This window comes from Nonomuraea sp. NPDC050547 (assembly GCF_044457345.1).
Lineage (GTDB): Bacteria > Actinomycetota > Actinomycetes > Streptosporangiales > Streptosporangiaceae > Nonomuraea.
Genome location: NZ_JBITGW010000005.1, coordinates 397,995 through 420,281 on the forward strand (window position 1 = coordinate 397,995; position 22,287 = coordinate 420,281).

The 22,287-nt window shown below is 71.8% G+C and carries 22 protein-coding genes; 7 read left to right on the top strand and 15 right to left on the bottom strand.

Annotated elements, in window-relative coordinates:
- Window positions 1–54 precede the first annotated feature (54 nt).
- The 7 genes from katG to ACIBHY_RS15620 all read right to left on the bottom strand — a co-directional run bounded on the left by katG (window position 55) and on the right by ACIBHY_RS15620 (window position 5,756).
- The gene (gene katG, locus ACIBHY_RS15590; protein WP_397306983.1) at window positions 55–2,274 is read right to left on the bottom strand and encodes a catalase/peroxidase HPI; all 2,220 of its coding nucleotides are present in this window, start codon (window positions 2,272–2,274) and stop codon (window positions 55–57) included.
- Between the two features lie 29 nt (window positions 2,275–2,303).
- On the bottom strand, window positions 2,304–2,741 hold the full coding sequence (locus ACIBHY_RS15595; RefSeq protein ID WP_397242848.1) for a Fur family transcriptional regulator: 438 nt from the start codon (window positions 2,739–2,741) through the stop codon (window positions 2,304–2,306).
- 193 nt (window positions 2,742–2,934) lie between these two features.
- Window positions 2,935–3,069, bottom strand: coding sequence for a hypothetical protein (locus tag ACIBHY_RS15600; protein WP_281395377.1), 135 nt, complete (start codon window positions 3,067–3,069; stop codon window positions 2,935–2,937).
- Window positions 3,070–3,260: 191 nt separating this feature from the next.
- Window positions 3,261–3,851: a TIGR00645 family protein gene (locus tag ACIBHY_RS15605; RefSeq protein ID WP_397306984.1), complete on the bottom strand. Its 591-nt coding sequence runs from the start codon at window positions 3,849–3,851 to the stop codon at window positions 3,261–3,263.
- Between the two features lie 28 nt (window positions 3,852–3,879).
- Window positions 3,880–4,017 carry a hypothetical protein gene (locus ACIBHY_RS15610; protein WP_397242846.1) on the bottom strand — a complete coding sequence of 46 codons (138 nt, stop codon included), beginning with the start codon at window positions 4,015–4,017 and terminating at the stop codon, window positions 3,880–3,882.
- A gap of 69 nt (window positions 4,018–4,086) precedes the next feature.
- Window positions 4,087–4,293 carry a hypothetical protein gene (locus ACIBHY_RS15615; RefSeq protein WP_397097417.1) on the bottom strand — a complete coding sequence of 69 codons (207 nt, stop codon included), beginning with the start codon at window positions 4,291–4,293 and terminating at the stop codon, window positions 4,087–4,089.
- Window positions 4,294–4,535: 242 nt separating this feature from the next.
- Window positions 4,536–5,756 carry an ABC transporter ATP-binding protein gene (locus tag ACIBHY_RS15620; RefSeq protein WP_379618831.1) on the bottom strand — a complete coding sequence of 407 codons (1,221 nt, stop codon included), beginning with the start codon at window positions 5,754–5,756 and terminating at the stop codon, window positions 4,536–4,538.
- Between the two features lie 111 nt (window positions 5,757–5,867).
- Between ACIBHY_RS15620 and ACIBHY_RS15625 the strand changes: the two genes are divergently transcribed.
- Window positions 5,868–7,010 carry a LacI family DNA-binding transcriptional regulator gene (locus tag ACIBHY_RS15625; protein WP_397242844.1) on the top strand — a complete coding sequence of 381 codons (1,143 nt, stop codon included), beginning with the start codon at window positions 5,868–5,870 and terminating at the stop codon, window positions 7,008–7,010.
- 21 nt (window positions 7,011–7,031) lie between these two features.
- Here the strand turns inward: ACIBHY_RS15625 and ACIBHY_RS15630 are convergent, their stop codons facing one another.
- A complete protein-coding gene (locus tag ACIBHY_RS15630; protein ID WP_397242842.1) occupies window positions 7,032–7,517 on the bottom strand; it encodes a glutathione peroxidase in 486 nt (161 codons plus the stop codon).
- A gap of 417 nt (window positions 7,518–7,934) precedes the next feature.
- On the opposite strand from ACIBHY_RS15630, the gene ACIBHY_RS15635 reads away from it, so the two are divergent.
- The gene (locus ACIBHY_RS15635) at window positions 7,935–8,438 is read left to right on the top strand and encodes a transglycosylase SLT domain-containing protein (RefSeq protein WP_397242840.1); all 504 of its coding nucleotides are present in this window, start codon (window positions 7,935–7,937) and stop codon (window positions 8,436–8,438) included.
- Here ACIBHY_RS15635 and ACIBHY_RS15640 read toward each other — a convergent pair.
- The gene (locus ACIBHY_RS15640; protein ID WP_397097422.1) at window positions 8,435–9,124 is read right to left on the bottom strand and encodes a TetR/AcrR family transcriptional regulator; all 690 of its coding nucleotides are present in this window, start codon (window positions 9,122–9,124) and stop codon (window positions 8,435–8,437) included. The two genes, ACIBHY_RS15635 and ACIBHY_RS15640, sit on opposite strands and share 4 nt — an antisense overlap.
- Window positions 9,125–9,209: 85 nt before the next feature.
- On the opposite strand from ACIBHY_RS15640, the gene ACIBHY_RS15645 reads away from it, so the two are divergent.
- From ACIBHY_RS15645 to ACIBHY_RS15665, 5 genes are all read left to right on the top strand, one after another.
- Window positions 9,210–10,328 (top strand): ferritin-like domain-containing protein, encoded by a 1,119-nt coding sequence (locus ACIBHY_RS15645; RefSeq protein WP_397242838.1) that lies wholly within the window; start codon window positions 9,210–9,212, stop codon window positions 10,326–10,328.
- 32 nt (window positions 10,329–10,360) lie between these two features.
- Complete coding sequence (locus ACIBHY_RS15650; protein ID WP_397242836.1) at window positions 10,361–10,939, top strand: TetR/AcrR family transcriptional regulator; 579 nt, start codon at window positions 10,361–10,363, stop codon at window positions 10,937–10,939.
- 49 nt (window positions 10,940–10,988) lie between these two features.
- The gene (locus ACIBHY_RS15655) at window positions 10,989–11,744 is read left to right on the top strand and encodes an SDR family NAD(P)-dependent oxidoreductase (RefSeq protein WP_397242834.1); all 756 of its coding nucleotides are present in this window, start codon (window positions 10,989–10,991) and stop codon (window positions 11,742–11,744) included.
- 225 nt (window positions 11,745–11,969) lie between these two features.
- Window positions 11,970–13,298, top strand: coding sequence for an SWIM zinc finger family protein (locus ACIBHY_RS15660; protein WP_397242832.1), 1,329 nt, complete (start codon window positions 11,970–11,972; stop codon window positions 13,296–13,298).
- Between the two features lie 91 nt (window positions 13,299–13,389).
- On the top strand, window positions 13,390–15,939 hold the full coding sequence (locus ACIBHY_RS15665; RefSeq protein ID WP_397306985.1) for a hypothetical protein: 2,550 nt from the start codon (window positions 13,390–13,392) through the stop codon (window positions 15,937–15,939).
- A gap of 90 nt (window positions 15,940–16,029) precedes the next feature.
- Here the strand turns inward: ACIBHY_RS15665 and ACIBHY_RS15670 are convergent, their stop codons facing one another.
- The 6 genes from ACIBHY_RS15670 to ACIBHY_RS15695 are packed head-to-tail and all read right to left on the bottom strand — an operon-like array spanning window position 16,030 to window position 22,215.
- Window positions 16,030–16,305, bottom strand: coding sequence for a cation:proton antiporter (locus ACIBHY_RS15670; RefSeq protein ID WP_397242828.1), 276 nt, complete (start codon window positions 16,303–16,305; stop codon window positions 16,030–16,032).
- Window positions 16,302–16,562 carry a monovalent cation/H+ antiporter complex subunit F gene (locus ACIBHY_RS15675; RefSeq protein ID WP_397242826.1) on the bottom strand — a complete coding sequence of 87 codons (261 nt, stop codon included), beginning with the start codon at window positions 16,560–16,562 and terminating at the stop codon, window positions 16,302–16,304. Before ACIBHY_RS15675 ends, ACIBHY_RS15670 begins: the two co-directional genes overlap by 4 nt.
- Entirely contained in the window at window positions 16,559–17,098 is a 540-nt protein-coding gene (locus ACIBHY_RS15680; protein ID WP_379618807.1) for a Na+/H+ antiporter subunit E, read from the bottom strand. The genes ACIBHY_RS15675 and ACIBHY_RS15680 overlap by 4 nt, the downstream gene beginning before the upstream one ends.
- Entirely contained in the window at window positions 17,095–18,651 is a 1,557-nt protein-coding gene (locus tag ACIBHY_RS15685; RefSeq protein ID WP_397306986.1) for a Na+/H+ antiporter subunit D, read from the bottom strand. The genes ACIBHY_RS15680 and ACIBHY_RS15685 overlap by 4 nt, the downstream gene beginning before the upstream one ends.
- 1 nt (window position 18,652) lies before the next feature.
- Window positions 18,653–19,462 carry a Na(+)/H(+) antiporter subunit C gene (locus ACIBHY_RS15690; RefSeq protein WP_397242822.1) on the bottom strand — a complete coding sequence of 270 codons (810 nt, stop codon included), beginning with the start codon at window positions 19,460–19,462 and terminating at the stop codon, window positions 18,653–18,655.
- A complete protein-coding gene (locus ACIBHY_RS15695) occupies window positions 19,459–22,215 on the bottom strand; it encodes a Na+/H+ antiporter subunit A (protein WP_397306987.1) in 2,757 nt (918 codons plus the stop codon). Before ACIBHY_RS15695 ends, ACIBHY_RS15690 begins: the two co-directional genes overlap by 4 nt.
- Between the last annotated feature and the right edge of the window lie 72 nt (window positions 22,216–22,287).

A 22,287-nucleotide genomic window follows, 5' to 3' on the forward strand; every position in this document is an offset into this window, starting at 1 on the left:
AAGAGCCCCCGTCCTCCTGCGGGAGGGCGGGGGCTTCCGGTCGGGCGAGGGTGATCAGCGCAGGTCGAACCGGTCCAGGTTCATGACCTTGTTCCACGCCGCGACGAAGTCGTTCACGAACTTCTCCTGAGCGTCGTCGCTCGCGTAGACCTCGGCGAGCGCGCGCAGCTCCGAGTTCGAGCCGAACACCAGGTCGGCCCGGGTGCCGGTCCACCTGACCCGGCCCGAGGCGTCGAGGCCCTCGAAGGTGTTGGCGTCCCCGGCGGTCGCCTTCCACGTCGTGCCCAGGTCGAGCAGGTTGACGAAGAAGTCGTTGGTCAGCCTCCCGGGCGTCGTGGTGAGGACGCCCAGCGACGACTGCTGGTGGTTCGCGCCCAGGACGCGCAGGCCGCCGACGAGGACCGTCAGCTCGGGGGCGCTCAGCGTGAGCAGGTTCGCCCGGTCGAGCAGCAGGTACTCGGCGGGCAGGCGGTTGCCCTTGCCGAGGTAGTTGCGGAAGCCGTCGGCGGTCGGCTCGAGCGCGGCGAACGACTCCACGTCCGTCTGCTCCTGCGCGGCGTCCACGCGGCCCGGCGCGAAGGGCACCTCGACGTCGAAGCCGGCGTCGCCGGCGGCCTTCTCGACGCCCGCGTTGCCGGCGAGCACGATCAGGTCGGCCAGCGAGACGTGCTTGCCGCCCGCGTTGAACGCCTGCCGGATGCCCTCCAGCGTGCGCAGCACGGTCGCGAGCTGGTCGGGGTCGTTGACCTCCCACCCGCTCTGCGGCTGCAGGCGTACCCGCGCGCCGTTGGCGCCGCCGCGCTTGTCGCTGCCCCGGAAGGACGCGGCCGAAGCCCACGCGGTGGACACGAGCTGCGACACCGACAGGCCGGAGTCGAGGACCTGGGCCTTGAGCGCCGCGGCGTCCGCGGCGTCGAGCAGGTCGTGCGTCCGCTCGGGCAGCGGGTCCTGCCAGAGCAGCGTCTCGGCCGGGACCTCCGGGCCGAGGTAGCGCACGACCGGGCCCATGTCGCGGTGGGTCAGCTTGTACCAGGCGCGGGCGAAGGCGTCCGCGAGCTCGTCGGGGTTGGCCAGCCAGCGCCGGGTGATCTGCTCGTAGATCGGGTCGACGCGCAGCGACAGGTCGGTGGTCAGCATCGTCGGGGCGTGGCGCTTCGACGGGTCGTGGGCGTCGGGAACGGTGTCCGCGCCCGCGCCGTCCTTGGGACGCCACTGGTGCGCGCCCGCCGGGCTCTTGAACTGCTCCCACTCGTAGCCGTAGAGGATCTGCAGGAAGCTGTTGTCCCAGGTGATCGGCGTGTTCGTCCAGATGCCCTCAAGGCCGCTGGTGATCGTGTCGGCGCCCTTGCCGGTGCCGAACGAGCTCTTCCAGCCCAGGCCCTGCTGCTCGATCGAGGCGGCCTCGGGGTCGTCGCCGACGTGGTCGGCCGGGCCGGCGCCGTGGGTCTTGCCGAAGGTGTGACCGCCCACGATCAGTGCCGCGGTCTCCTCGTCGTTCATCGCCATGCGGCGGAACGTCTCGCGGATGTCGCGCGCCGCGGCGAGCGGGTCCGGGTTGCCGTTCGGGCCCTCCGGGTTGACGTAGATGAGGCCCATCTGGACCGCGGCGAGCGGGTTCTCCAGCTCACGGTCGCCGGTGTAGCGCTCGTCGCCGAGCCAGGTGGACTCGGGGCCCCAGTAGACGTCCTCGTCGGGCTCCCACACGTCCTCGCGGCCGCCGGCGTACCCGAAGGTCTTGAAGCCCATCGACTCCAGGGCGACGTTGCCGGTGAGGATCAGGAGGTCGGCCCACGACAGGTTCTTGCCGTACTTCTTCTTGACCGGCCACAGCAGGCGGCGGGCCTTGTCGAGGTTGCCGTTGTCCGGCCAGCTGTTGAGGGGGGCGAAGCGCTGCTGGCCGGCCCCCGCGCCGCCGCGGCCGTCGCTGATCCGGTACGTGCCCGCGCTGTGCCAGGCCATCCGGATCATGAACGGGCCATAGTGGCCGAAGTCGGCCGGCCACCAGTCCTGCGAGGTGGTGAGCACCTCCAGGATGTCCTGCTTGACGGCCGGGAGGTCGAGGCTCTGGAAGGCCTCGGCATAGTCGAACTCCTCGCCGAGCGGGTTGGCGACGGCGGGGTTCTTGGCGAGGATTCTCACGTTGAGCCGCTCCGGCCACCACTGGCGGTTGCCGCCGCCCTGGGTCGGATGCGCGGCACGCCCGTGCGCGACCGGGCACCCGCCCGCTTCCTCTGTCTTCGCGTCTGTGACGATCGCGTCGTGGTTCTCAGACATGGGAATCCTTCCGGACTGTCGGATCATGTTCAGGCACTGCGTGCGGTGGTGCAGGCGGGGCACAGGCCCCAGTAGACGACCTCGGCCTCGTCGATCGTGAAGCCGTGGTCGTCAGCGGCTCTCAGGCAGGGCGCGTGGCCGACGGCGCAGTCGACGTCGGCCACGGCACCGCACGAGCGGCACACGACATGGTGGTGGTTGTCCCCGACGCGCCCCTCGTACAGGGCGGGGCTGCCGGCCGGCTCGATACGCCGGACGAGGCGCGCGGCGGTGAGCGCGTGGAGTGCCTCGTACACGGCCTGCAGCGAGATGTGGCCGACGCGCTCACGCACCCTGGAGGCGATCTCCTCGACACCGAGGTGGTCGCCGTGCCGGACGGTTTCGAGCAGCGCGACACGGGCGGCCGTCACCCGGAGGCCGGCCCCACGCAGTTCCTCGGCGGTGGTCGGAGTCTCGGATGCGGTCATGGCGCCCAAGTTACCCGCATAAACACGAACGATACAAGAGAACTAACGATGCAAGCCTGGAAACCTCTCACCTGCCCCAACCCCACGAGCTCGACACGCCCGCGAGGCCATTCGCCGGTGTCAGTCTGGAAGATCACGACCGCCGGAGCCGGGTGGGTGCCCGCCGCGGCAAGCGGGCACCCGGCTCGGAGGGTCAGGCGTCGTCGTCGGACACCCGGGAGGCGCCGCCGCAGTCGGTGACCGAGGTGCTGAACAGGACGCCGGGGCCGCCACAGGTGCTCACCGGAAGGGAGACCGGCTCGACGATCTCGTCGTTGAAGATGATCACGTCGCCCACGAGGGCCGTGGGCGCCTGAGCGGGTTCCGCCTCAGCGGGCTCGGCCTGGGTGGAATCCGCCGGGGCGGGTGCGGCCGGGGCGGGTGCGGCCGGGATGGGTGCGGCCTGGGTGGGTGCGGCCTGGGCCGGTACGGCCAGCAGCGCGCCGCCGAGCAGTCCGGCGGCCAGGGCGAGCCCGGCCGTCAGGCGGCGATCTGTTTGCGGGGCCGCTCGTCGGCGGCCGGGGTCTGGGGGTCGGACCGGTGGGCGGGACGGGGCCCGTCCATGATGCGATCGATCACGGCGAGCGCCACCGCCGAGAGGATGAAGGTCAAATGAATGAGTGTTTTCCATAGGAGTTCTCTGTCGGTTATGGCGGGCTTGGCCGCGTTGATGAAGATCTGAAGGAGGTGGATGGAGGAGATGCCGATGATCGCCATGGCCAGCTTGACCTTGAGCACGTTGGCGTTCACGTGGGAGAGCCATTGGGGCTGGTCGGGGTGTCCTTCGATCCGCAGCCGCGAGACGAAGGTCTCGTAGCCACCCACGATCACCATGATCAGCAGGTTCGAGATCATCACGACGTCGACCAGGCCGAGCACGATCAGCATCACCGTGGTCTCGGCGGGCCTGCCGCCGAAGCCGAGTTCGATGAGGTGGAGAAGCTCGGCCATGAAGCGCCAGACGTAGACCACCTGGGCGGCGATGAGCCCGAGGTAGAGCGGGGCCTGGATCCAGCGGCTCAGGAACATGATGTAGCCGAGGCGCCTCAGCGCGCCGCGCGGCTGAGGCACTCGGGCTATGGATAGCAGTGGTTGCATCTCAGGAGGTCAGGACGTACAGATTCAGCCTGTCGACGATGGCCTGCACATTGAGGGTGGCCGGATCGCTGCTGCCCATGAGGGCGGCGGCGACCGCGAGAACCGCGGCCGTTCTTGCTACGAGGGCTCGGATGTCCAACGGAACTCCTTCGCGAAGGGGGGATGCCGGAGGGACGGCGCGGCGTGGCTCGCCGCGCCGCCTGCCTGGTCAGGGCTGAAGGCAGTGGACCGCCGGCACTTCAGCGGGTACGCCCGGCGCGGTGGGGTCGACCAGGGCGGTCACGTCGACGGCCGTTTCGGTGAGGCAGCCGAGCACGGCGGCGGGGTCGACCACGGCGTGGGCCGGTGCGGTGGCCAGAAGCAGGCCGCCTGCGGCGAGGGCGGAGAGGGCGAGGAGACGAGTCGTGCGGGGCATGAAACCTCCTGTTTCAGGCTGCGAACGATTACCGACAGTAGTGGATCAGTAACGATCGGCTCAAGAGGTTGGGGCGCCTGGTCAGGATCTTCGCACCTTCAGGACAGCGTTTCGCCTGGTAACAGCTCCGGAGCCGGTCCGTCTCTCCGCCCAAACAAAAAAGGGACCCCCGAAGGGGTCCCGGAAACAGCCGATCCCCACCACAGGAGGGGGTTGTGGTGGGGATCGGAGCTCGGAGTGCGTTACTTGCCGATGTTCGCCTCGTGCCCGATCGACAGGCCGGAAGCGGAGTCGAAGAAGTGCAGGTTGTGCGTGTCGATGACCAGGTCGATGCTCTGGCCGGGACGCGCGTGGCTGCGGGCGTTCACGCGGGCGGTCCACAGGGACTTGTCACCCACGAGCGGCAGCGCGGCCTCGTCGTCGTCGCCGGTGTCCTGGGCGGCGACGGTGTCCTTGTGCTCGACCGGCGGGGCGTCGATGAGGAACAGGACGTTGATCTCGGAGCCGAGCTCCTCGGTGACCTCCGCCTTGACGTGCAGGGTGGCCCAGCCGTTGGCGTGGTTGCCGGCGGAGGCGGCGTCCTCGAAGTCGGAGGGACGGATGCCGAGGATGATCTTCTTGCCGATGTACTGGTCGAGGCCGGGCTTGTCGGAGAAGGTCGACTCGGGGATGGAGAGCTTGATGTCGGCGAAGGAGACGGCCGCGCCGCCGCCGTCGCGGACGAGCTCCGCGGTCACGAAGTTCATGGACGGCGAGCCCATGAAGCCCGCGACGAACAGGTTGACCGGCTTGTCGAACAGGTTCTGCGGGGTGTCGACCTGCTGCAGGAGACCGTCGCGCAGGACGCAGACCCGGTCGCCGAGCGTCATGGCCTCGACCTGGTCGTGGGTGACGTACACGGTGGTGACGCCGAGGCGCTCGTGCAGCGTGTTCAGCGAGGCGCGCATGGAGACACGGAGCTTGGCGTCCAGGTTGGACAGCGGCTCGTCCATGAGGAAGGCCTGCGGCTCACGCACGATGGCGCGGCCCATGGCGACACGCTGGCGCTGACCACCGGAGAGCGCGGCGGGCTTGCGCTTGAGGTAGGTGTCGAGGCCCAGCATCTTGGCGGCCTCGCCGACCCGCTTCTGGATCTCCGCCTTGGGCATCTTGCGGAGCTTCAGACCGAAGGCGAGGTTCTCCTCGACCGTCATGTGCGGGTAGAGCGCGTAGTTCTGGAAGACCATCGCGATGTCGCGATCCTTCGGCGGGAGGTGGTTGACCACCTTGTCGCCGATGGAGATCTCGCCGCCGCTGATGTCCTCGAGGCCGGCGATCATCCGGAGCGCGGTCGACTTGCCGCAACCGGACGGGCCGACCAGCACCATGAACTCGCCATCCTTGATCTCAAGGTTGAGCCCGTTCACAGCCTTGACGCCACCGGCGTAGATCTTGTCGACGTTGTTTAGGACGATGGAAGCCATGCGCACTCCTGCGTGGATACGTTTTCATGCATCTCACCCGAAACGGACATCCATGTCAAGAGCCAGGGGCAACACTGGAAAGCGCGTCGAAACCATGATGGAATCGTTTCCATGAAGAGGGCGACCATCAAGGATGTGGCCGAGGCGGCGGGCGTCGGCGTCGCGACCGTATCCCGGGTGCTGTCCGGCGGCTCGGCCAGCCCGCAGACCCGCGAGCGGGTGCTGGCCGTGGCCGCGCAGCTCGACTACCGGCCCAGCGCCCTCGGCCGCAACCTGCGCCAGCGGCGTACCGGCGGCATGGGCCTGCTCCTGCCCGACCTGACCGACAGCTTCTACGGCCAGCTGGCCGAGGGCGTGCTCGCCTGTGCCCGTTCGGCCGGGGAGCCGGTCGTGGTCGGCTCCACCGGCGACGATCCCGAGCAGGAGGCCGAGCTGATCGGCATGCTGCTGGAGCAGAGCGTCGACCGGGTGATCGCGGTGCCCTGCGGCGACGCCGACACCTGGCGTCCGGCGCTCAAGGCGGGCATGACCGTGGTGTTCGCCGACCGGCTGCCGGCCGAGCCCGACGCGGGCACGCCTCAGCCCGATCCGGGCGGAGCCGTACCGGAAGGTGAGCTGGAAGGCGCGCTGAGCGGCCTCAGCTCCGCGGCGCTGTCGGAGCTGATGATGCTCGACGGCGTCGGCGCGCTGCCCGGCGCCCGCCCGGCCGCGCCGCGTCCCGCCGCGCGGCCGCTGGACGTGCCCGCCATCCTCACCGACGACCGATCGGGCATCCGTACGGCGGTGCAGTACCTCAGAGGCCTGGGCCACCGCCGCATCGCCTACCTGGGCGGCCCCGGCCGCGAGCGCAGGGTGGAGGCGTTCCGCCAGGCCGTGGGCGGCGTGCCGGACGAGGAGCTGATCGTCTTCTCCGACGGCAGCCGCGACTCGGCCTACGCGGCGGCCTCCGGCCTCTTCCAGACGCGCCCCGACCTGACCGCGCTGGTGGCGGGCGGCAACATGCTGGGCGAGGCGGCGGTGCTGGCCGCGCGCGAACTCGACCTGCGCGTGCCCCGCGACCTGTCGGTGGTCATGTACGACGACGTGCCGTGGGCCGAGTTGTGCTCCCCGCCGCTGACGGTGATCGCCCAGCCGGCCCGTGACATGGGCTACCGGGCGGCCGAGCTGGTGCTGCGCGCCGGCTCCCGCCGCCCGCGCAGCGTGCTGCTGCCGACCGAACTGGTCATCCGCGGCAGCTGCGGCCCCCGCCTGTAGGCGTCCTCAAAGGAGGCGTCCTCAGAGCACGCCTTCGATCGCGCGCACGAGCTCGGGCGAGCCGGGCTCGGTGCCGGGGCGGAAGCGGCCGGCGACCGCGCCGTCCCGGGTGACGAGGAACTTCTCGAAGTTCCACTGGATGTCGCCGCCCGCGCCCTCGGCGTCGGCGGTCTTGGTCAGCTCGGTGTAGAGGGGGTGGCGGGTGTCGCCGTTGACGTCGGCCTTCTCCAGGAGCGGGAAGTCGACCCCGTAGGTCGTCGAGCAGAACTCCTGGATCTCCTCCGCCGAACCGGGCTCCTGGCCCATGAACTGGTTGCACGGCACGCCGACGACCGTGAAGCCGCGCGGGCCGTACTCCTGCTGGAGTTCGACCAGCCCGGAGTACTGCGGGGTCAGCCCGCAGCGGGAGGCCACGTTCACTATGAGTAGCGCCTTGTCGCCGGCGAGTTCGGCGAGTGTGGTGGGGACGTCCGCGAGGGTGCGGACGGGGATGTCACGAAGGCTCATGATCCCCACAGTACTCCTCCCCAATACCGCTCAGACCAGGCAAAACCCCACCCCCGGCGGTACGGCGGCGCGCCGGGCCCCATCTGGCCATCCACCCCCCGCGGGCGCTCTTCCCCAAGCGGGAACCGGATGTTCGAATCCCCCGGTCCAGGAAGCGGCCGGGCCAGGGCAACCCGACCCCGCCAGAACACAAAGTCCTGTCCTCGGGAGGCCCGAGGTCCCTGACCCGCGCCGACCCCGCGCATTAGAAAACGCCTAGGACATGTCGTGGAGCTTCCGGGCCACCCTCAACGGGCGGAACCAGATCCCGGGAAGCCGCGCGGACCCTCCTCATCCACGCCACGGATCGGGGATCGGCAGATACAAGGCGGTGACGCTGAGTAATCGTCCGCACACGGCCTGACAGCAAGGATCGATTTGGACAGCAAACGCGCTCTGCGCAGCACCCTCGTCACCCTGCTCTCGTTCGCGGGAGCGACCGGCGGGAGTACTGCCGCCGCCTCGGCCGACACCGAGGTGGAGCACCGGGGTTTCTGGCGTACCAGTGTGGAGACACCGGACGTCAGGCGAGGGACCTGGAGCACCAAGGCCAGGCCCAAGACCACTCCGAGGCGGCCCGAGGGACGGAACAAGAGGATCGCGCTCGGCCTGGTGGTTCAGCGGGCCTGGTCGCTTCGCGAGTTCCAGTGCCTGGACAGCCTGTGGACCCGGGAGAGCAACTGGAACCACCGGGCGTACAACCGCTCGTCGGGCGCCTACGGAATCCCGCAGGCACTGCCCGGCGGCAAGATGCGGGGAGCCGGGCACGACTGGCGTTACAACCCGGCCACGCAGATCCGCTGGGGCCTGAAGTACATCAAGGGCAGGTACGGCAGGCCGTGCGGCGCTTGGGGCCACTTCAGGTCGCACAACTGGTACTAGGACAGCCGCTCAGGGGAAGGGGCGGCTGCCCCGGAAAGGGCATCCGGCGCGCCGGGTGCCCTTTTCCTGTGTACGGCGATCGCCTGGATGAGCAGTTCCACACCGAAGTCGAACTCCTCGTCCGGATCGCACGAGTCGAGCAGCGGCGCCAGCGAGGCGACGGTGGGGAACAACTCGGCGTCGACCCGCTCGGCCCGCATCCTGGCGGGCAGCGGCGCGAACGACGGCGTCACCCCGACCTCGCGCAGCAGCGAGCCCACGATGTAGGCGATGAACATGCGCAGCACCTTCACCGCCTCCGGCCCGTCGAACCCGGCGCTGCGCAACGTGGCCAGCGCCCGCTCCACCGGCAGCAGCCCGGCGTTGGAGTGGAGCTGCCGGCTGACGACCAGCATGGTCGAGCGCGGGTAGTGATGGGCGATCTGGCGGAAGGCGCGCGCCTGGATGCGGACCCGCTCGGTCCACTCGGCGCCGGGGTCGTCGGTGAACTCGATCTCGCTGAGCACCGCCTCGGCCACCTCGGACAGCAGGGCGTCCTTGTTGGGCACGTGGTTGTAGAGCGACATCACGCCCACGCCCAGGTCGGCGGCGATCCTGCGCATGGATATCGCGTCGGCGCCCTCGCGCTCGATGAGGCCGATCGCCGCGGTGACGATGCGCTTCTTGGACAGCGGCTCGGAGGGCATGGCTCATTCTAGTTTCATTGACGGACCCCGAGACTCCATGCGAGCCTGCAGACATACGTACGGTGTACGTCCCCCTGGAGGCGGCATGTCGACGCACGATCTCTACACGATCCCCGCGGAGCTCTCCACCTGGAACGTGGAGATGGCCGGTTCGAGCAGATTCACCTGGGAATACGACGACGGCCGCGACCGCATGCTCGCCCTGTACCAGAAGGGCAAGGACAAGCAGTGGGACTCCGCCAAGCGCATCGACTGGGACCTCGAGGTCGACCCGTACAACGTGCTCGGCATCCCCGACCAGACCATCGCCATCTACGGCACGCCGCTCTGGGACCGGATGGACGAGAAGACGCGCCAGGACGTGCGGCTGCACAGCGCCGCCTGGCAGTTCTCCCAGTTCCTGCACGGCGAGCAGGGCGCCATGATCTGCTCGGCGAAGATCGTCGAGTCGGTGCCCGACCTCGACTCCAAGTTCTACGCCGCCACCCAGACCATGGACGAGGCCCGCCACGCCGAGACCTACGCCCGTTTCCTGCAGGAGAAGGTCGGCCTGGCGTACCCCATCAACGAGCACCTCAAGGCGCTGCTCGACAGCACGCTCGGCGACTCCCGCTGGGACATGCCCTACCTCGGCATGCAGGTGCTCATCGAGGGCCTGGCCCTGGCCGCGTTCGGCGTCATGCGCGACATCACCACCAAGCCGCTGCCCAAGCAGATCCTCGCGTACGTCATGCAGGACGAGGCCCGCCACGTCGCCTTCGGCCGGATGGCGCTGCGCGACTACTACCAGAACCTGACCGAGGCCGAGCGCAACGAGCGCGAGGACTTCGTCATCGAGGGCTGCTACCTCATGCGCGACCGGCTGCGCGGCAGGGAGACCTGGGAGACGATCGGCCTGTCGAAGGCGGACGTCGAGGAGGCCATGCGGGCGGTCGACCAGTCCGAGTACCTGCGGCTGTTCCGGTCGCTGCTGTTCAGCCGGATCGTGCCCTGCGTGAAGGACATCGGCCTGTGGAGCCCGCGCCTGCAGCAGGCCTACGCCGACATGGGCGTCCTGGACATGGCCGGGCAGTCGCTGGACACGCTCATGCGGCAGGACGAGGAGATCGCCGACAAGCTCGACGAGGCCCGCTTCGCCGAGGAGGAGGCGGAGCGCCACGCCGAGGTCGCCGAGACCATCGCTCTGGGCGACGAGAATATTTGACCGGTCGTTCTTGAATGAGCTAGATTCCGGGCATGGCAAGGACGAAGGAGTTCGACCCGGACCTCGCGCTGCACCGGGCCATGGAGCTCTTCTGGCGCAAGGGCTACGAAGCCACCTCCATGGCCGATCTGGTCGAGCACCTGGGCGTGGCGCGGGCCAGCATCTACGCGACGTTCGGCGGCAAGCGCGAGCTCTACCTCCAGGCCTACGAGCGCTACCTGGAGAACGGGGTCGACTTCACCGGGCGGCTGGGCGGTCCCGGGCCGGTGCTGCCGGCCGTACGGGAGCTGGTGCGGCAGTACGCCGAGGAGGCGGCGCACGACGCGCAGCGGCGCGGCTGCCTGGTCGTCAACACCGCGGTCGAGCTCGCGCCGCACGACACCGAGATCGCCCGGCGCGTCCGCGTCAACTGGGACTTCGTCGAGGACAGCCTGGCCGCCGCGCTCTCCAGGGCGCGCGAGCGGGGCGAGCTGGCCGAGGACAAGGATCCGCGGGCGATCGCCCGCATGCTTCTCGTCGTGCTCCAGGGCCTGCGGGTGATCGGCAAGGCCTCCGACGACGCCGCGCGCGTGCGCGACGCGGCCGAGCAGGCGCTGTCACTGCTCGACTGATGTCCTTTTTCAAGACTGATCGTTCTTAAATATATCGAGGAGTCGTGTCATGCGTTTCAGCGACAAGGTCGTTCTGGTCACGGGTGGCGGCAGCGGGGTCGGGCGGGCCACCGCGCGGGCGTTCGCGCGGGAGGGCGCCGCCGTGATGGTGGCGGGGCGCAACGCCGGCGCGCTGAAGGAGACCGTCGAGCTCATCGCCGCCGACGGCGGCGAGGCCGCGGCCGTGGCCGCCGACGTGACGCGCGAGGACGACGTCGCCGCGATGGTGGCCGAGACCGTGCGCAGGTACGGCGGGCTGCACGTCGCCCACAACAACGCCGGCGTCCTCAGCGCTCTCGGCCCCGTCGCCGACCTCGACACCGAGACCTGGCGCCACGTCCTGGACGTCAACCTGACCGGCGTGTTCCTGTCGATGAAGCACGAGATCGCCCACATGCGCCTGCACGGCGGCGGCGCGATCGTGAACACCTCCTCCAACATCGGCGCGCACGGCCGCCGCCCCGGCTTCGCCGCCTACGCCACCTCCAAGGGCGCGGTGAGCCTGCTGACCAGGTCCGCGGCCCGCGACCACATCGGCGACGGCATCCGCGTCAACGCCGTCAGCCCCGGGGCCAACGAGGGTCCGATGTCGTCGCTGCCCGGCGAGAGCCACGAGGAGCGGGCCGCCCGCTACGCCTCGCTGATCCCGCTCGGCCGCATCGGCACGCTCGACGAGGTGAGCGCGGCGGTGCTCTGGCTGGCCTCGGACGAGGCCGGCTTCGCCGTCGGCCACGACCTGGTGATCGACGGCGGCGTCACCGCCTGACTCCGGCCGGGCGCACCAGCCCCAAAACCCGCAAAAGCCACACACACCGCCCCGAGACAACCCGAAAGCACCGCGCGGACAGAGCCGGAAGAAGCGCGGACAGGACCGGAAGAGGCGCGCGGACCGGGCTGAAAGAGGCGAGCGGGCAGGGCCGAAAGCGGCGGGCGGGCAGGAGCGGAAGCGGCGTCGGCGATTTTGTCGGAGTCGATCTCTAACTTCACCGCCATGACTGCCGTTCAGGCGTACTCCTACGCCGCTCCCTCCTTCCTCGACGGCTCCCGGCTGGGCCTGTCCACCTCCGGCGGACGGGCGCTGTCCGGGCCGCTGCCCCGCCCGCGCTTCTTCAGCGGGCTGGTCACCGAAGCCGCCCCCGCCGCCGCCGGGCTGCTGGCCCTGTCGGACGTGGCGATGACCCGCTACCACCAGCCGCGTCCGGGCTGGACCCGCGACCCGGTGGTGACCTGCGACGGGCAGCGGCTGCGGATGGAGTCGTTCTCCGCGTGCGGCGGCGTCTACGCCCGGCTCGACCTGGCCGCGCTCGACGGCAACATCCTCGACCGCGGCACCACCAACGTCGACGTCAACGGCCCGCTGCGCGAGGCGCTGGCCCGCGTCGGCGGCAAGGACCCGCTCCACCTGGGCGTGGGCGCCGACGAGATGGCCGTCACCACCCTCGACGGCGCGGTCGTGGAGAAGAAGGTCCCACTGCCGCCGCGCTGGCTGCGCGGCTTCGCCGAGGTCCAGGTCATCGCCGCCGGATTCGACCTGCGCGCGGAGCTGACCGGCCCGCACGCGGTGCGCTTCCTGCGCTCGCTGCCGCGCGCCGCCGGCGCCACCGTCTGGGTCACTCCCGCCGGACGCGACCTGCGCGTCCACACCGACGCCAGGACCGGCGCCGTCTGCCTGGCGGGCGCGGGCCGCGTCGCGACGCTCCTGCCCCTGCTGCGCTTCGCCAAGGCCCTTCGCGTGTACGGCCCGGCCGCCGGATCCGGCTCCACCGCGAGCGTATGGGAGCTGGAGCTGCCCGGAATGCGCTACACACTGGCCATCTCCCCCGCTCCCTCGCGCGGTTTCTCCGGCGAGGGCGCGGTACTCGACCACCTGTCCACCGACGAGGCGGCGGGCGACGCCGACGTGCTGGCCCCGCTGCTCGCCTTCGAACCGGCCATCGAGGTCGGCGCGCTGGCCGACGCCTCCGGCCTGACGCCGGTCCGGGTGCGGGCCGCGCTGACCCAGCTCGGCACGGCGGGCCGGGTCGGCTACGACCTCCACGAGAGCGCCCACTTCCACCGGGAACTCCCCTACGACCGCGACCAGGTCGCCGAGCTCAACCCCCGGCTGACCGCCGCCCGCGCGCTGGCGTCCTCCGGCGCGGTGCGGGTGTCAGGCGATCGCGCCGAGGTGACCACGCCGGGCGGCGTCAGGATCGTCGGGCTGGCCGCCGGCTCGTGCACGTGCGAGTGGTGGTTCGACCACCGCGGTTCACGCGGGCCGTGCAAACACGTGCTCGCCGCCCGCATCGTCGCCCGCGTAGCCGTCGAGGTGAACGCATGAGCAGGCCAGACGCGGGCGAGCCGCGCGGCCGTCGGGCTGAGCACGTGAGCGGGCTGACGCGAGAGAGCCGCGCGGCCGTCGGGGTGGTCGCGTGAACGGCCGGGCGTGGGAGGCTGTGCGCAAGGGGATCACCCGGGCCGACGCCGGTGAGGTCGCCGAGCGGGTCCTGGAGCTCGACGAGGCCGGGCGGCGCGAGGTCGCCCGCGAGCTGCCCGGCCACATCGCCCCGGCCAGGACGGCGCAGCGGCGGCTGGCCGAACGGCGGCGCACCTGGGACTGGCAGCTGACCCAGGAGTGGATCGAGCCCATGAGGGTGGCGGGAGCGGGCACGATCGGCGGGGCGGCGGCGGTCGCGAGCTGGCTCTTCCGGCGCGAGTTCGCCCGATGGTCACCGGCTTCCGACATGGAGCCGCTGCTGAAGGTCATCGCTGCCCGCCCGGCCGCGTGGCAGGCGGACCTGGCCGTACGGCTCGCGCTGCGGCTGCGCGGCTCACGCGCCCAGGCCGATGACGACAGCGCGGCCCTGGCGCTGGAGCTGCTGCGCAGGACCGGGACCGTGCCACCTGACCACGAACCGCTCGTGGCCGCCTGGGTCGCCCTGCCGCCCAGGCTGCCCGACGATCCGCTGGCGGCGCACCTGCTGCCGCGGATGTTCGAGGCGGAAGGGGTGGGCCGGGCCCTGCGCGAGGACCGGATCGAGCCGCCACGGTGGGAGTGGGAGCCGCAGCACTCGTGGCTGCGCACGCTGCGCGACCTGGCCGCCTCCGGCGTCCTCGACCGCGAGATGCTCATCGACGGCTGCGTGCGCCGGTTCCTGCGCGGCGGCAACGCCGCCGACCTGCGCTTCTTCGTCCGCCTGCACGAGCTGCTCGACCCCGCCCCGAACCCCGGCCGCGCCCGCGACTACCTGCGGCTGCTGCCCGCCGCGCCGGGGCCGATCGCCGAAGTGGCGCTCAAGCAGTTACGCGGCACGCTCGACGGCGACGACGCCGGTGAGGCGGTGTCCGCGCTGCTGTTCCGGCCCGAGAGCAAGCTGGTGCGGGCCGGGCTGACCTGGCTGGACCGTCTGGCCCGCGAGAGCGACGGTGACCTCGACCACCTGGCGCCCGCGCTGGCGTCGGCGTTCCTGTGCGAGTCCTACCCGGTCCAGGAGCGGACGGTACGGCTGGCCGTACGGCATGCGGGGCGCTTCACTCCCGTCGGCGCCGAGGCGGTGCGCGAGGCGGCGACGGTGCTGCCGGCGGACCTGCTGGGCCGGTTGGCCGAGGCGTACGGCCACGTGGAGCCGGACGCCGGCCTGGACGACGGGTTCCTGGCGGTTCCGCTGCCGGAGGTCAAGCGGCCGGTCCTTGAGCCGGATCCGTTCGAGCAGTGGCTCGACGGGTTCGTCCGCGACGCGCCGGCGGCGGCCGGGCGGCGACCTCCGCCGGGCGCCGTGCGCGGGGCGCTGATGGCGGTGCTGAACCGGCCTCTGTCCCGGAGCCGTCTCGACGCCGAGCGCACCTGGGCCAGCGTGGAGCTGTGGGTGGAGGCGCTGGTGCGCGAGGCCGCCCATCCGGGTGAGAGCACGGGGCAGCCGCGGGATCGCCTGCCGAAGCGGCGTGCGGTCGCCGCGCCGTACCGGATGACGCTGGAGCGTTGCGCCGAGATCCTGGCGGGGCTGCGGGCCGGGACGCTGCCGCCGTACCTGCTGGCGCTGCCCACGACGGCGGCGGGGCAGGTCGAGGCCGCCGAGCTGGTCACCCGGCTGGAGGGTTACGAGCGGACCGGGGCGGTGGCGCTGCCCGCCGACCTGCAGCAGGCGCTGCTGAGGCTGCCGCGCGCGGTCCCGGCGGAGGTGGCCGAGCGTGCCGGGCGGCTCACGTCCGAGGCGGGCCGCACGCTGGCGCGCTGGCTGGCCGACCGGCCCGAGCCGCGCCCGCGGGTGCTGTGGCACGAGCAGCGCCCGAAGGTCGTCGCGCACCTGGAGCCGACCGGGCTCGATCTGGTCGACGCGCTGCTCGGCGGCGCCTCCTCCGCCCGCCGCGGCGAGTCGATGGAGGACTGGCACCGGGTGCTGCCGTCGGACCGGGAGGCGCTGGCCATGCACATGCTGCCGTACGCGAGCGCGAGCTGGGAGCGGCCGGCGCACTTCGCCGACCACGTCTCCGCCCTGTTCCACCTGGAGGGCCCGGCCGGTGAGGCCGTCGGGGCGCTGCTGGCGGCGCTGCTGGGCGAGCACGGCTGGTACATGCCGGCGGAGCGGGCCGAGCGGCTGCTGCTGGAGGCCGCGGCCACCGGCGGCCTGCCCGGCGAGCGGTGCGGCCACCAGCTCGGCCTGGGGCTGCGGGCGGGCGTGATCAAGGCGGCCGACGTCCGTTCGTCCCTGGAGTCCTGTGCCAGGCAGGGCGCGCACCGCGAGGTCTGGGAGATGATGACCGGCCTGCTCACGTCCTACCTGCCGGCGGCCGGCGAGCGGGGCACCACCACCCACACCAGGACCCTCGCCTTCGCCCTGGACGTCGCCCGCTGGGCCGGGGCCACGGGCACGGTGCCGGTCGTCGCGCACCTCGCCGACCGGCCCCGCTCCAACGCCCTGGTCCGCGCGGCCCGCGTCCTGGACGACCACCTCACCGCGCGGGAGGCCCGCCAGGCCTCATGACGCGGACGCGCGGTCAGCCGGACGGCGCGGGCGTGTGGTCAGGTCGGACAGCGCGGGCGCGTGGTCAGGTCGGACGGCGCGCGCGGGTGGTCAGTCGGACAGATACGCGGCGCGGCCGACCACGTAGGTGGCCACGGCCACGGTGATGATCTGCGCGCAGCCCACGATGAGCAGCGGTCCGCCCACGGCCGCCGTGGGCTCGCGCAGCCACATGCCGGCCAGGATGAGCAGGATGCCGGGCACCTGGGGCTTGCTGCCGGCGTGCATGCGGGCCAGAGTGCCGGGGAAGCGGACCAGCCCGATCCCGGCCACGAAGGTCAGCGCGGCGCCGAGCAGCAGGCAGGTTCCGGCGAGGATGTCGGTCATCGGCCGCTCCTGGCGAAGAACCTGGCCAGGCAGACCGACCCGACGAAGCCCAGCAGCGACAGGACGAGCAGGATCGGCATCGCCGAGTATTCGCGGTAAAAGGCGGCGGCGGTGCCGACGGCGCACATGGCCACGGCCGTCAGCACGTCGAAGGCGACCGCCCGGTCCAGCATCGAGGGGCCGCGGGCCAGCCGGTAGACGGTCATCGCCGCCGCGCTGCCGAGCAGGATCACCACCGCGGCGTAGACCACGCTCATCGGAGTTCCTCCCTGTCGGCCCTGGTGCCGAAGACGGCGATCACCCGGCTTTCGAGCCGGGTGACCTCCTCCTGGACAGAGCCGGTGTCGGTGGTGCCGAGCACGTGCACGACCAGTTCCTTCCTTCCGGTGTAGGCCTCGACGACGAGGCTGCCGGGCAGCGACGACAGCGCCACGATGATCAGCGTGGTCATCGGCTCCGACGAGGTGCGCAGCGTCGCGGTGGCCAGGTGGACCGGTGGGTCGCAGGCCCCCGGCCGCAGCGCCCACCAGGCCACGCGCACGCTGGAGACGACCATGTCCAGCGCGTAGCGGGGCAGGAAGGCCAGCAGCGCGACGGGCCTGAGCCGGATGCCGGGGTCGAGCAGCGGCAGCGGCAGCATCCAGGAGATGACCGCCCCGGCCAGCAGCCCGCCCAGGACGTTGCCGACGCTGAGGTCGCCCCACAGCAGCACCCAGACGAGCGCCAGCCAGATCACCAGCGGCAACGGCACGTGCCGCCCGAACACCCGCGGCGCGAACAGGCGCGTCCTCATCGGCCGCTCCCCGACACGGCCTCCAGGTACGGCTGCCGCGCCATCAGCTCACCGGCGGCCCGCCCGGCCAGCGCCGACAGCGGCCCGGCCAGAACCGTGTACGACAGGGCCAGCACGACCAGCGCCGCCGTGGCCGCCACCATGGGCCAGGGCGGCAGCACGGTGGTGCGGATCGCGCCCTCCTCCGACGACTCCTCGCTGTCCAGCACGGTCTCCTCCGCTCCGTCCGCGGCCGGCGGGCTGCGCCAGAACGCCTTGCCCCAGGTCTTGGCCACCGCGTACAGGGTCAGCAGGCTGGTCACGAGGCTGCCGGCGACCAGGGTGAGCGCCAGCGGCCCGCCGTCGGCCAGCCCCGCCTGGACCAGCAAAAGTTTCCCCAAAAATCCTGACATAGGGGGCATCCCGGACAGGTTCATGGCGGGAATGAAGAAGAGCACGGCGATCAACGGGGCCAGCCGCATCAGCCCGCCGAGCCGGTCCACGGACGTGGTGCCGGTGCGCCGCTCGATCAGTCCGGTCACCAGGAAGAGGCTGGTCTGGACGGTGATGTGGTGCACGACGTACATGACGGCGCCGGCCATGCCCGCGATCGACGACAACGCGACGCCGTACACCATGTAGCCGATGTGACTGACCAGGGTGAAGGAGAGCATGCGTTTGATGTCGGTCTGGGCGACGGCGCCCGCGACGCCGATCAGCATGGTCAGCAGGGCGGCCCACATGAGGATCGTGGACACGGGCCCGCCCGGGAACAGCAGGGCCTCCAGCCGGATGATCGAGTAGATGCCGACCTTGGTCAGCAGGCCGGCGAAGACGGCGGTGGCCGGGGCGGGGGCGGTGGGGTAGGAGTCGGGCAGCCAGGCGGACATGGGGAAGACCGCCGCCTTGATCGCGAAGACCAGCAGCAACGTGAGCTCGACCAGCAGTTTGAGGTGCTGCGGCAGCCCGGCGAAACGCTCGGCGAGCTGGGCCATCGACAAGGTGCCCGTGCTGGCGTAGGTGATCGCGAGCGCGATCAGGAAGAGCATGGACGAAGCCAGCCCCATGACCGTGTACGTGGCGCCGGCCCGGATGCGCGGCAGGGTCCCGCCGAAGGTGAGCAGCACGTACGAGCCGCCCAGCAGCATCTCGAAGGCGACGAACAGGTTGAACAGGTCGCCGGACAGAAACGCGTCCGCCACCCCCGCGACCATGATCAGGTACGCCGGGTGGAAGATCGCCATCGGCGCCAGGTGCTCCTGGTCGGCGTAGGCGTTGGCCAGCGAGTAGAGCATGACGCAGAACGTCACCGCCGACGACACCACCAGCATGAGCGTGGACAGGCGGTCGGCGACCAGGCAGATGCCGGTCGGCGCCGGCCAGCCCCCTACGCACGCGACCAGCGGGCCGCCGCGGTCGGCCGCCACGAGCAGGATCAGCGAGATCACGACCATGGCGCCCAGCGTCGCCAGGCTGATCAGCGCGTGCAGCCGGCGCAGCCGCCCGCCGATGGCCAGCTTCAGCGCCGCGGCCAGCAGGGGCAGCAGCACCGGCGCGGGGATCAGCGCCTGCACGTCAGTCCTCCCCTTCCAGCTCGGGATCCTGGGCGAGCGCCTGCCTGCGCAGGTCCTCGCGGATCGCCGCCCGCAGCTTCCTGCGCGCCTCGCGCTGCCTGGTCCGCAGCTTGCGCCGCAGTTCCTGCTCGGCGGCGTCCTGCTCGCGCCGCCTGCGGGCGAAGTCGTCGCGCAGCTCGCGTACCCGATCGTCCTTGCCGCGGGCCTGGGCCTCCTCCTGCTGCCTGGCCTCCTCGAAGCGGCGCAGCAGTTCCTCCGAGGTCAGCCCGTCGTTCTTGTGCGCCTCCATCCAGCGGCCGAGGTCCACGTTGATCTCCAGGATCCGCGACTCCAGCTCGGCGGCCGCGCGGCGTTCGCGCTCGATCCGCTCGGCGTCCAGGCGGGCCAGTTCGGCGCGCTGGTCGGCGACGAGCCGTTCGTAGGACTTCTCCCTGTCGCGCAGCCCCCGGCTCAGCTCGCCCGCGGTGGCCCTGATGCGCACCCGGCGGTCCTCGGTGTCGTCCTGCACCGCGTCGTCGCCGGTCAGCTGCCACGAACGGTGCGCCATGGCCAGCAGGAAGGCGGTCACGCCGAGCGTGATCACGATCGAGGTCAGGACCATCGCCTGCGGCAGCGGGTCGGCCATCCCCTCGGTGCCGGCGAACGGCGGGCGGCCCGCCGGCCCGCCCGCGGTGACGATCAGCAGGTTGACGCCGTTCGACAGGACGATGACGCCGACCAGGATCCTGACCAGGCTCCGCTCCAGCAGCAGCGTGACGCCCACGGCGATGAGCACCGCGGACAGCGCGAACGGCACCAGCGGCAGGCTCACGAGCCCTCCATCTGCCGGTCCAGCTCGGCCCCCAGGCCGCGCAGGACGTCGCCGACCATGCCGACCACGGACAGATAGATGCCGAAGTCGAACAACAGCACCGTCGACAGGTGCAGAGTCCCGACCAGCGGGAGCGTCACGTCGGCCGCGAGCATCCGCAGCGTGTCCCCGCCCGCGCCCCACCCGATCAGCGCGCAGCACACCGAGAGCGTCAGCCCCACCCCGATCAGCACGCCGGCGTTGACCGGCAGCGCCCTGGCCAGCTCGTAGCGCCCGCCCGCCAGGTAGCGCACCGCCACCGCGAGCCCGGCCACGATGCCGCCCGCGAACCCGCCGCCCACCCTGCCGTGCCCGGTGAGCAGCAGGAACACCGACAGCAGCAGCATCGTGTGGAAGGTCAGCCTGGCCACGATCTCGAAGATGACCGAGCGCTGGCCGACCGGCAGCGTGGCCGACAACCAGTGCGCGCGTCCGTCCGGGAGCGGCGCCGCGTCCTCGCGTTCGAGGCTGAAGGTACGGCGGCGCAGGAAGACCAGGCTCGTCACGCCGAGCGTGAGCACGATGATCACCGAGCTCTCGCCCAGCGTGTCCCAGGCGCGGATGTCCACCAGGAGCGCGCTGACGATGTTCGTCGCCCCCGCCCGCTCGGCCGCCGCCGCCAGCTGCGTCCCGACCGGTACGGCGGTGCGCTCGTGCAGCGCCACCATCCCCGCCCCCGCGGCCACGACCCCGGTGACCAGGCCCAGGCCCAGCCGCAGCCCGAACGGCACCCGGGCCGAGTCGCGCGCCGGGCTGACCGGCAGCCGCCTGAGCACCAGCGCGAACATCACCAGGCTGAGCGTCTCGGCGAGGAACTGGGTGAGCGCCAGGTCGGGCGAGCCGTGGACCAGGAACAGCAGGGCGGCGCCATAGCCGGTGACGCCGGCCATCAGCGCGAGCAGGATGTGGCCGCGCACGAACAGCAGGGCGACGGCTCCGGCCGTCAGGACCGCGCCGATGACCGGCTGCTCCGGCCTGGCCCAGGCGGTGACGTCGAGGTCGAGGACGGGGGCGCCGCCGTACAGGAAGGAGAAGCAGCCGGTGGCGGCCATGACGGCCAGGGCGAGCGTGAGGTAGGCGGGCAGGGAACCGCGCTGGAGGAGCCCGGTGAGGATGGTGGCGTTGCGGTCCACACCGCGCATGAACGCCCAGTAGAGCTGGGCGGCGTCGAGCACGTGGAGGGAGGCTCCGAGCCTGGCCACGGGTTCCCTGATCAGGAAGAGGGCCAGGCCGAAGACGAGGGCGACGGCCGACAGGGCGAGCGGGGTCACGGCGCCGGACCACAGGGCCAGGTGGACCTCCGGGCCGTGGTCGGGGTAGGTGGCGGTGTAGGGGGTCATGGCCGCGCCGTACCGGCCGGCGGCGACGGCGGTGGCGAGGCCGAGGACGGACAGCAGCGCGGGCGGGATGAACATCGGCGCCGGCGTGGGCCGCACCGGCGTGGGCGTCAGGCCGGGCTTGGCGGCGAAGGCGCCCCAGAGGAAACGGGCGGTGTAGGCGACGGTCAGCACCGAGCCGAGCACGACACCGGCCAGGACGAACGGGTCGTGCAGCAGGGCCTCGAAGGCGGCTTCCTTGCCGGCGAAGCCGAGCAGCGGCGGCAGCCCCGCCATCGACGCGGCGGCCAGGACGGAGGCGGCGCACACCCACGGCATCGTGGTGCGCAGCCCGCTCAGCACGGTCAGGTCGCGGGAGCCGGTGGCGTGGTCGACGATCCCGACGACCAGGAACAGCGCCGCCTTGAACAGGGCGTGCGCCAGCAGCATGGCCACGCCCGCGAGCGCCGCCGCGCCCGTGCCCGCGCCGAACAGCACGGTGAGGAAGCCGAGCTGGCTGACGGTGCCGTAGGCGAGCAGGCGTTTCAGGTCGGTCTCGCGCAGCGCCCGCCAGCCGGCCATCAGCATGGTCGCCAGGCCCAGCGGCACCGCGACCAGCCGCCACACCGCCACGTCGCCGAACGCCGGCCCGAGCCGGGCCAGCAGGTAGATGCCCGCCTTCACCATCGCGGCCGCGTGCAGGTACGCCGAGACCGGGGTCGGGGCGGCCATCGCGCCGGGCAGCCACAGGCTGAACGGGAAGATCGCCGACTTGGCCAGCGCGCCGGCCAGCACCAGGACCAGCGCCGCCGCCACCATGCCGCCCTGGGGCGGGTCGGCCACGATCCGCGAGATCCGGTACGTGCCGGCCGCCTGGCCGATGACGACCAGCCCGGCCAGCATCGCCAGCCCGCCGAGCGTGGTGACGGTGAGCGCCTGCATGGCGGCGACCCGGCTGGCCCGGCTCTCGGGGTCGTAGCCGATCAGCAGGTAGGAGAAGACGGTGGTCAGTTCCCAGAAGACGTACAGCAGGAGCAGGTCGTCGGCGACCACCAGCCCGAGCATGGCCCCCGCGAACGCCACCAGGAAGCCGGCGAAGCGCCCGAGCCCCTGGGCGTCCCGCCCGAAGTAGCGCGAGCAGTACCACAGGACCAGCGCCCCGATCCCGGTCACCAGCGTCACCATGAGCGCCGACAGCTCGTCGACCCGGAAGGCCAGCTCCAGCCCGAGCTGCGGCGCCCACGCGCGCGTGTGCTCGTACGGCACCCGCCCCGCGACGAACACCAGGGCGATCGCCGGGACCGCCGCCAGCACCGTGAAGGCGCCCCTGCCCATCACCCGCACGAGCACCGGCGCGCACATCGCCGCCACGGCGTGCAGGATCAGCAGCGGCTCCATGCGCTCCTCACGGGCAACGGCGGTCCGGCGGGATCGTGGGCCGGTCGCGTCCCACTGTGCCCCGGGTGATCA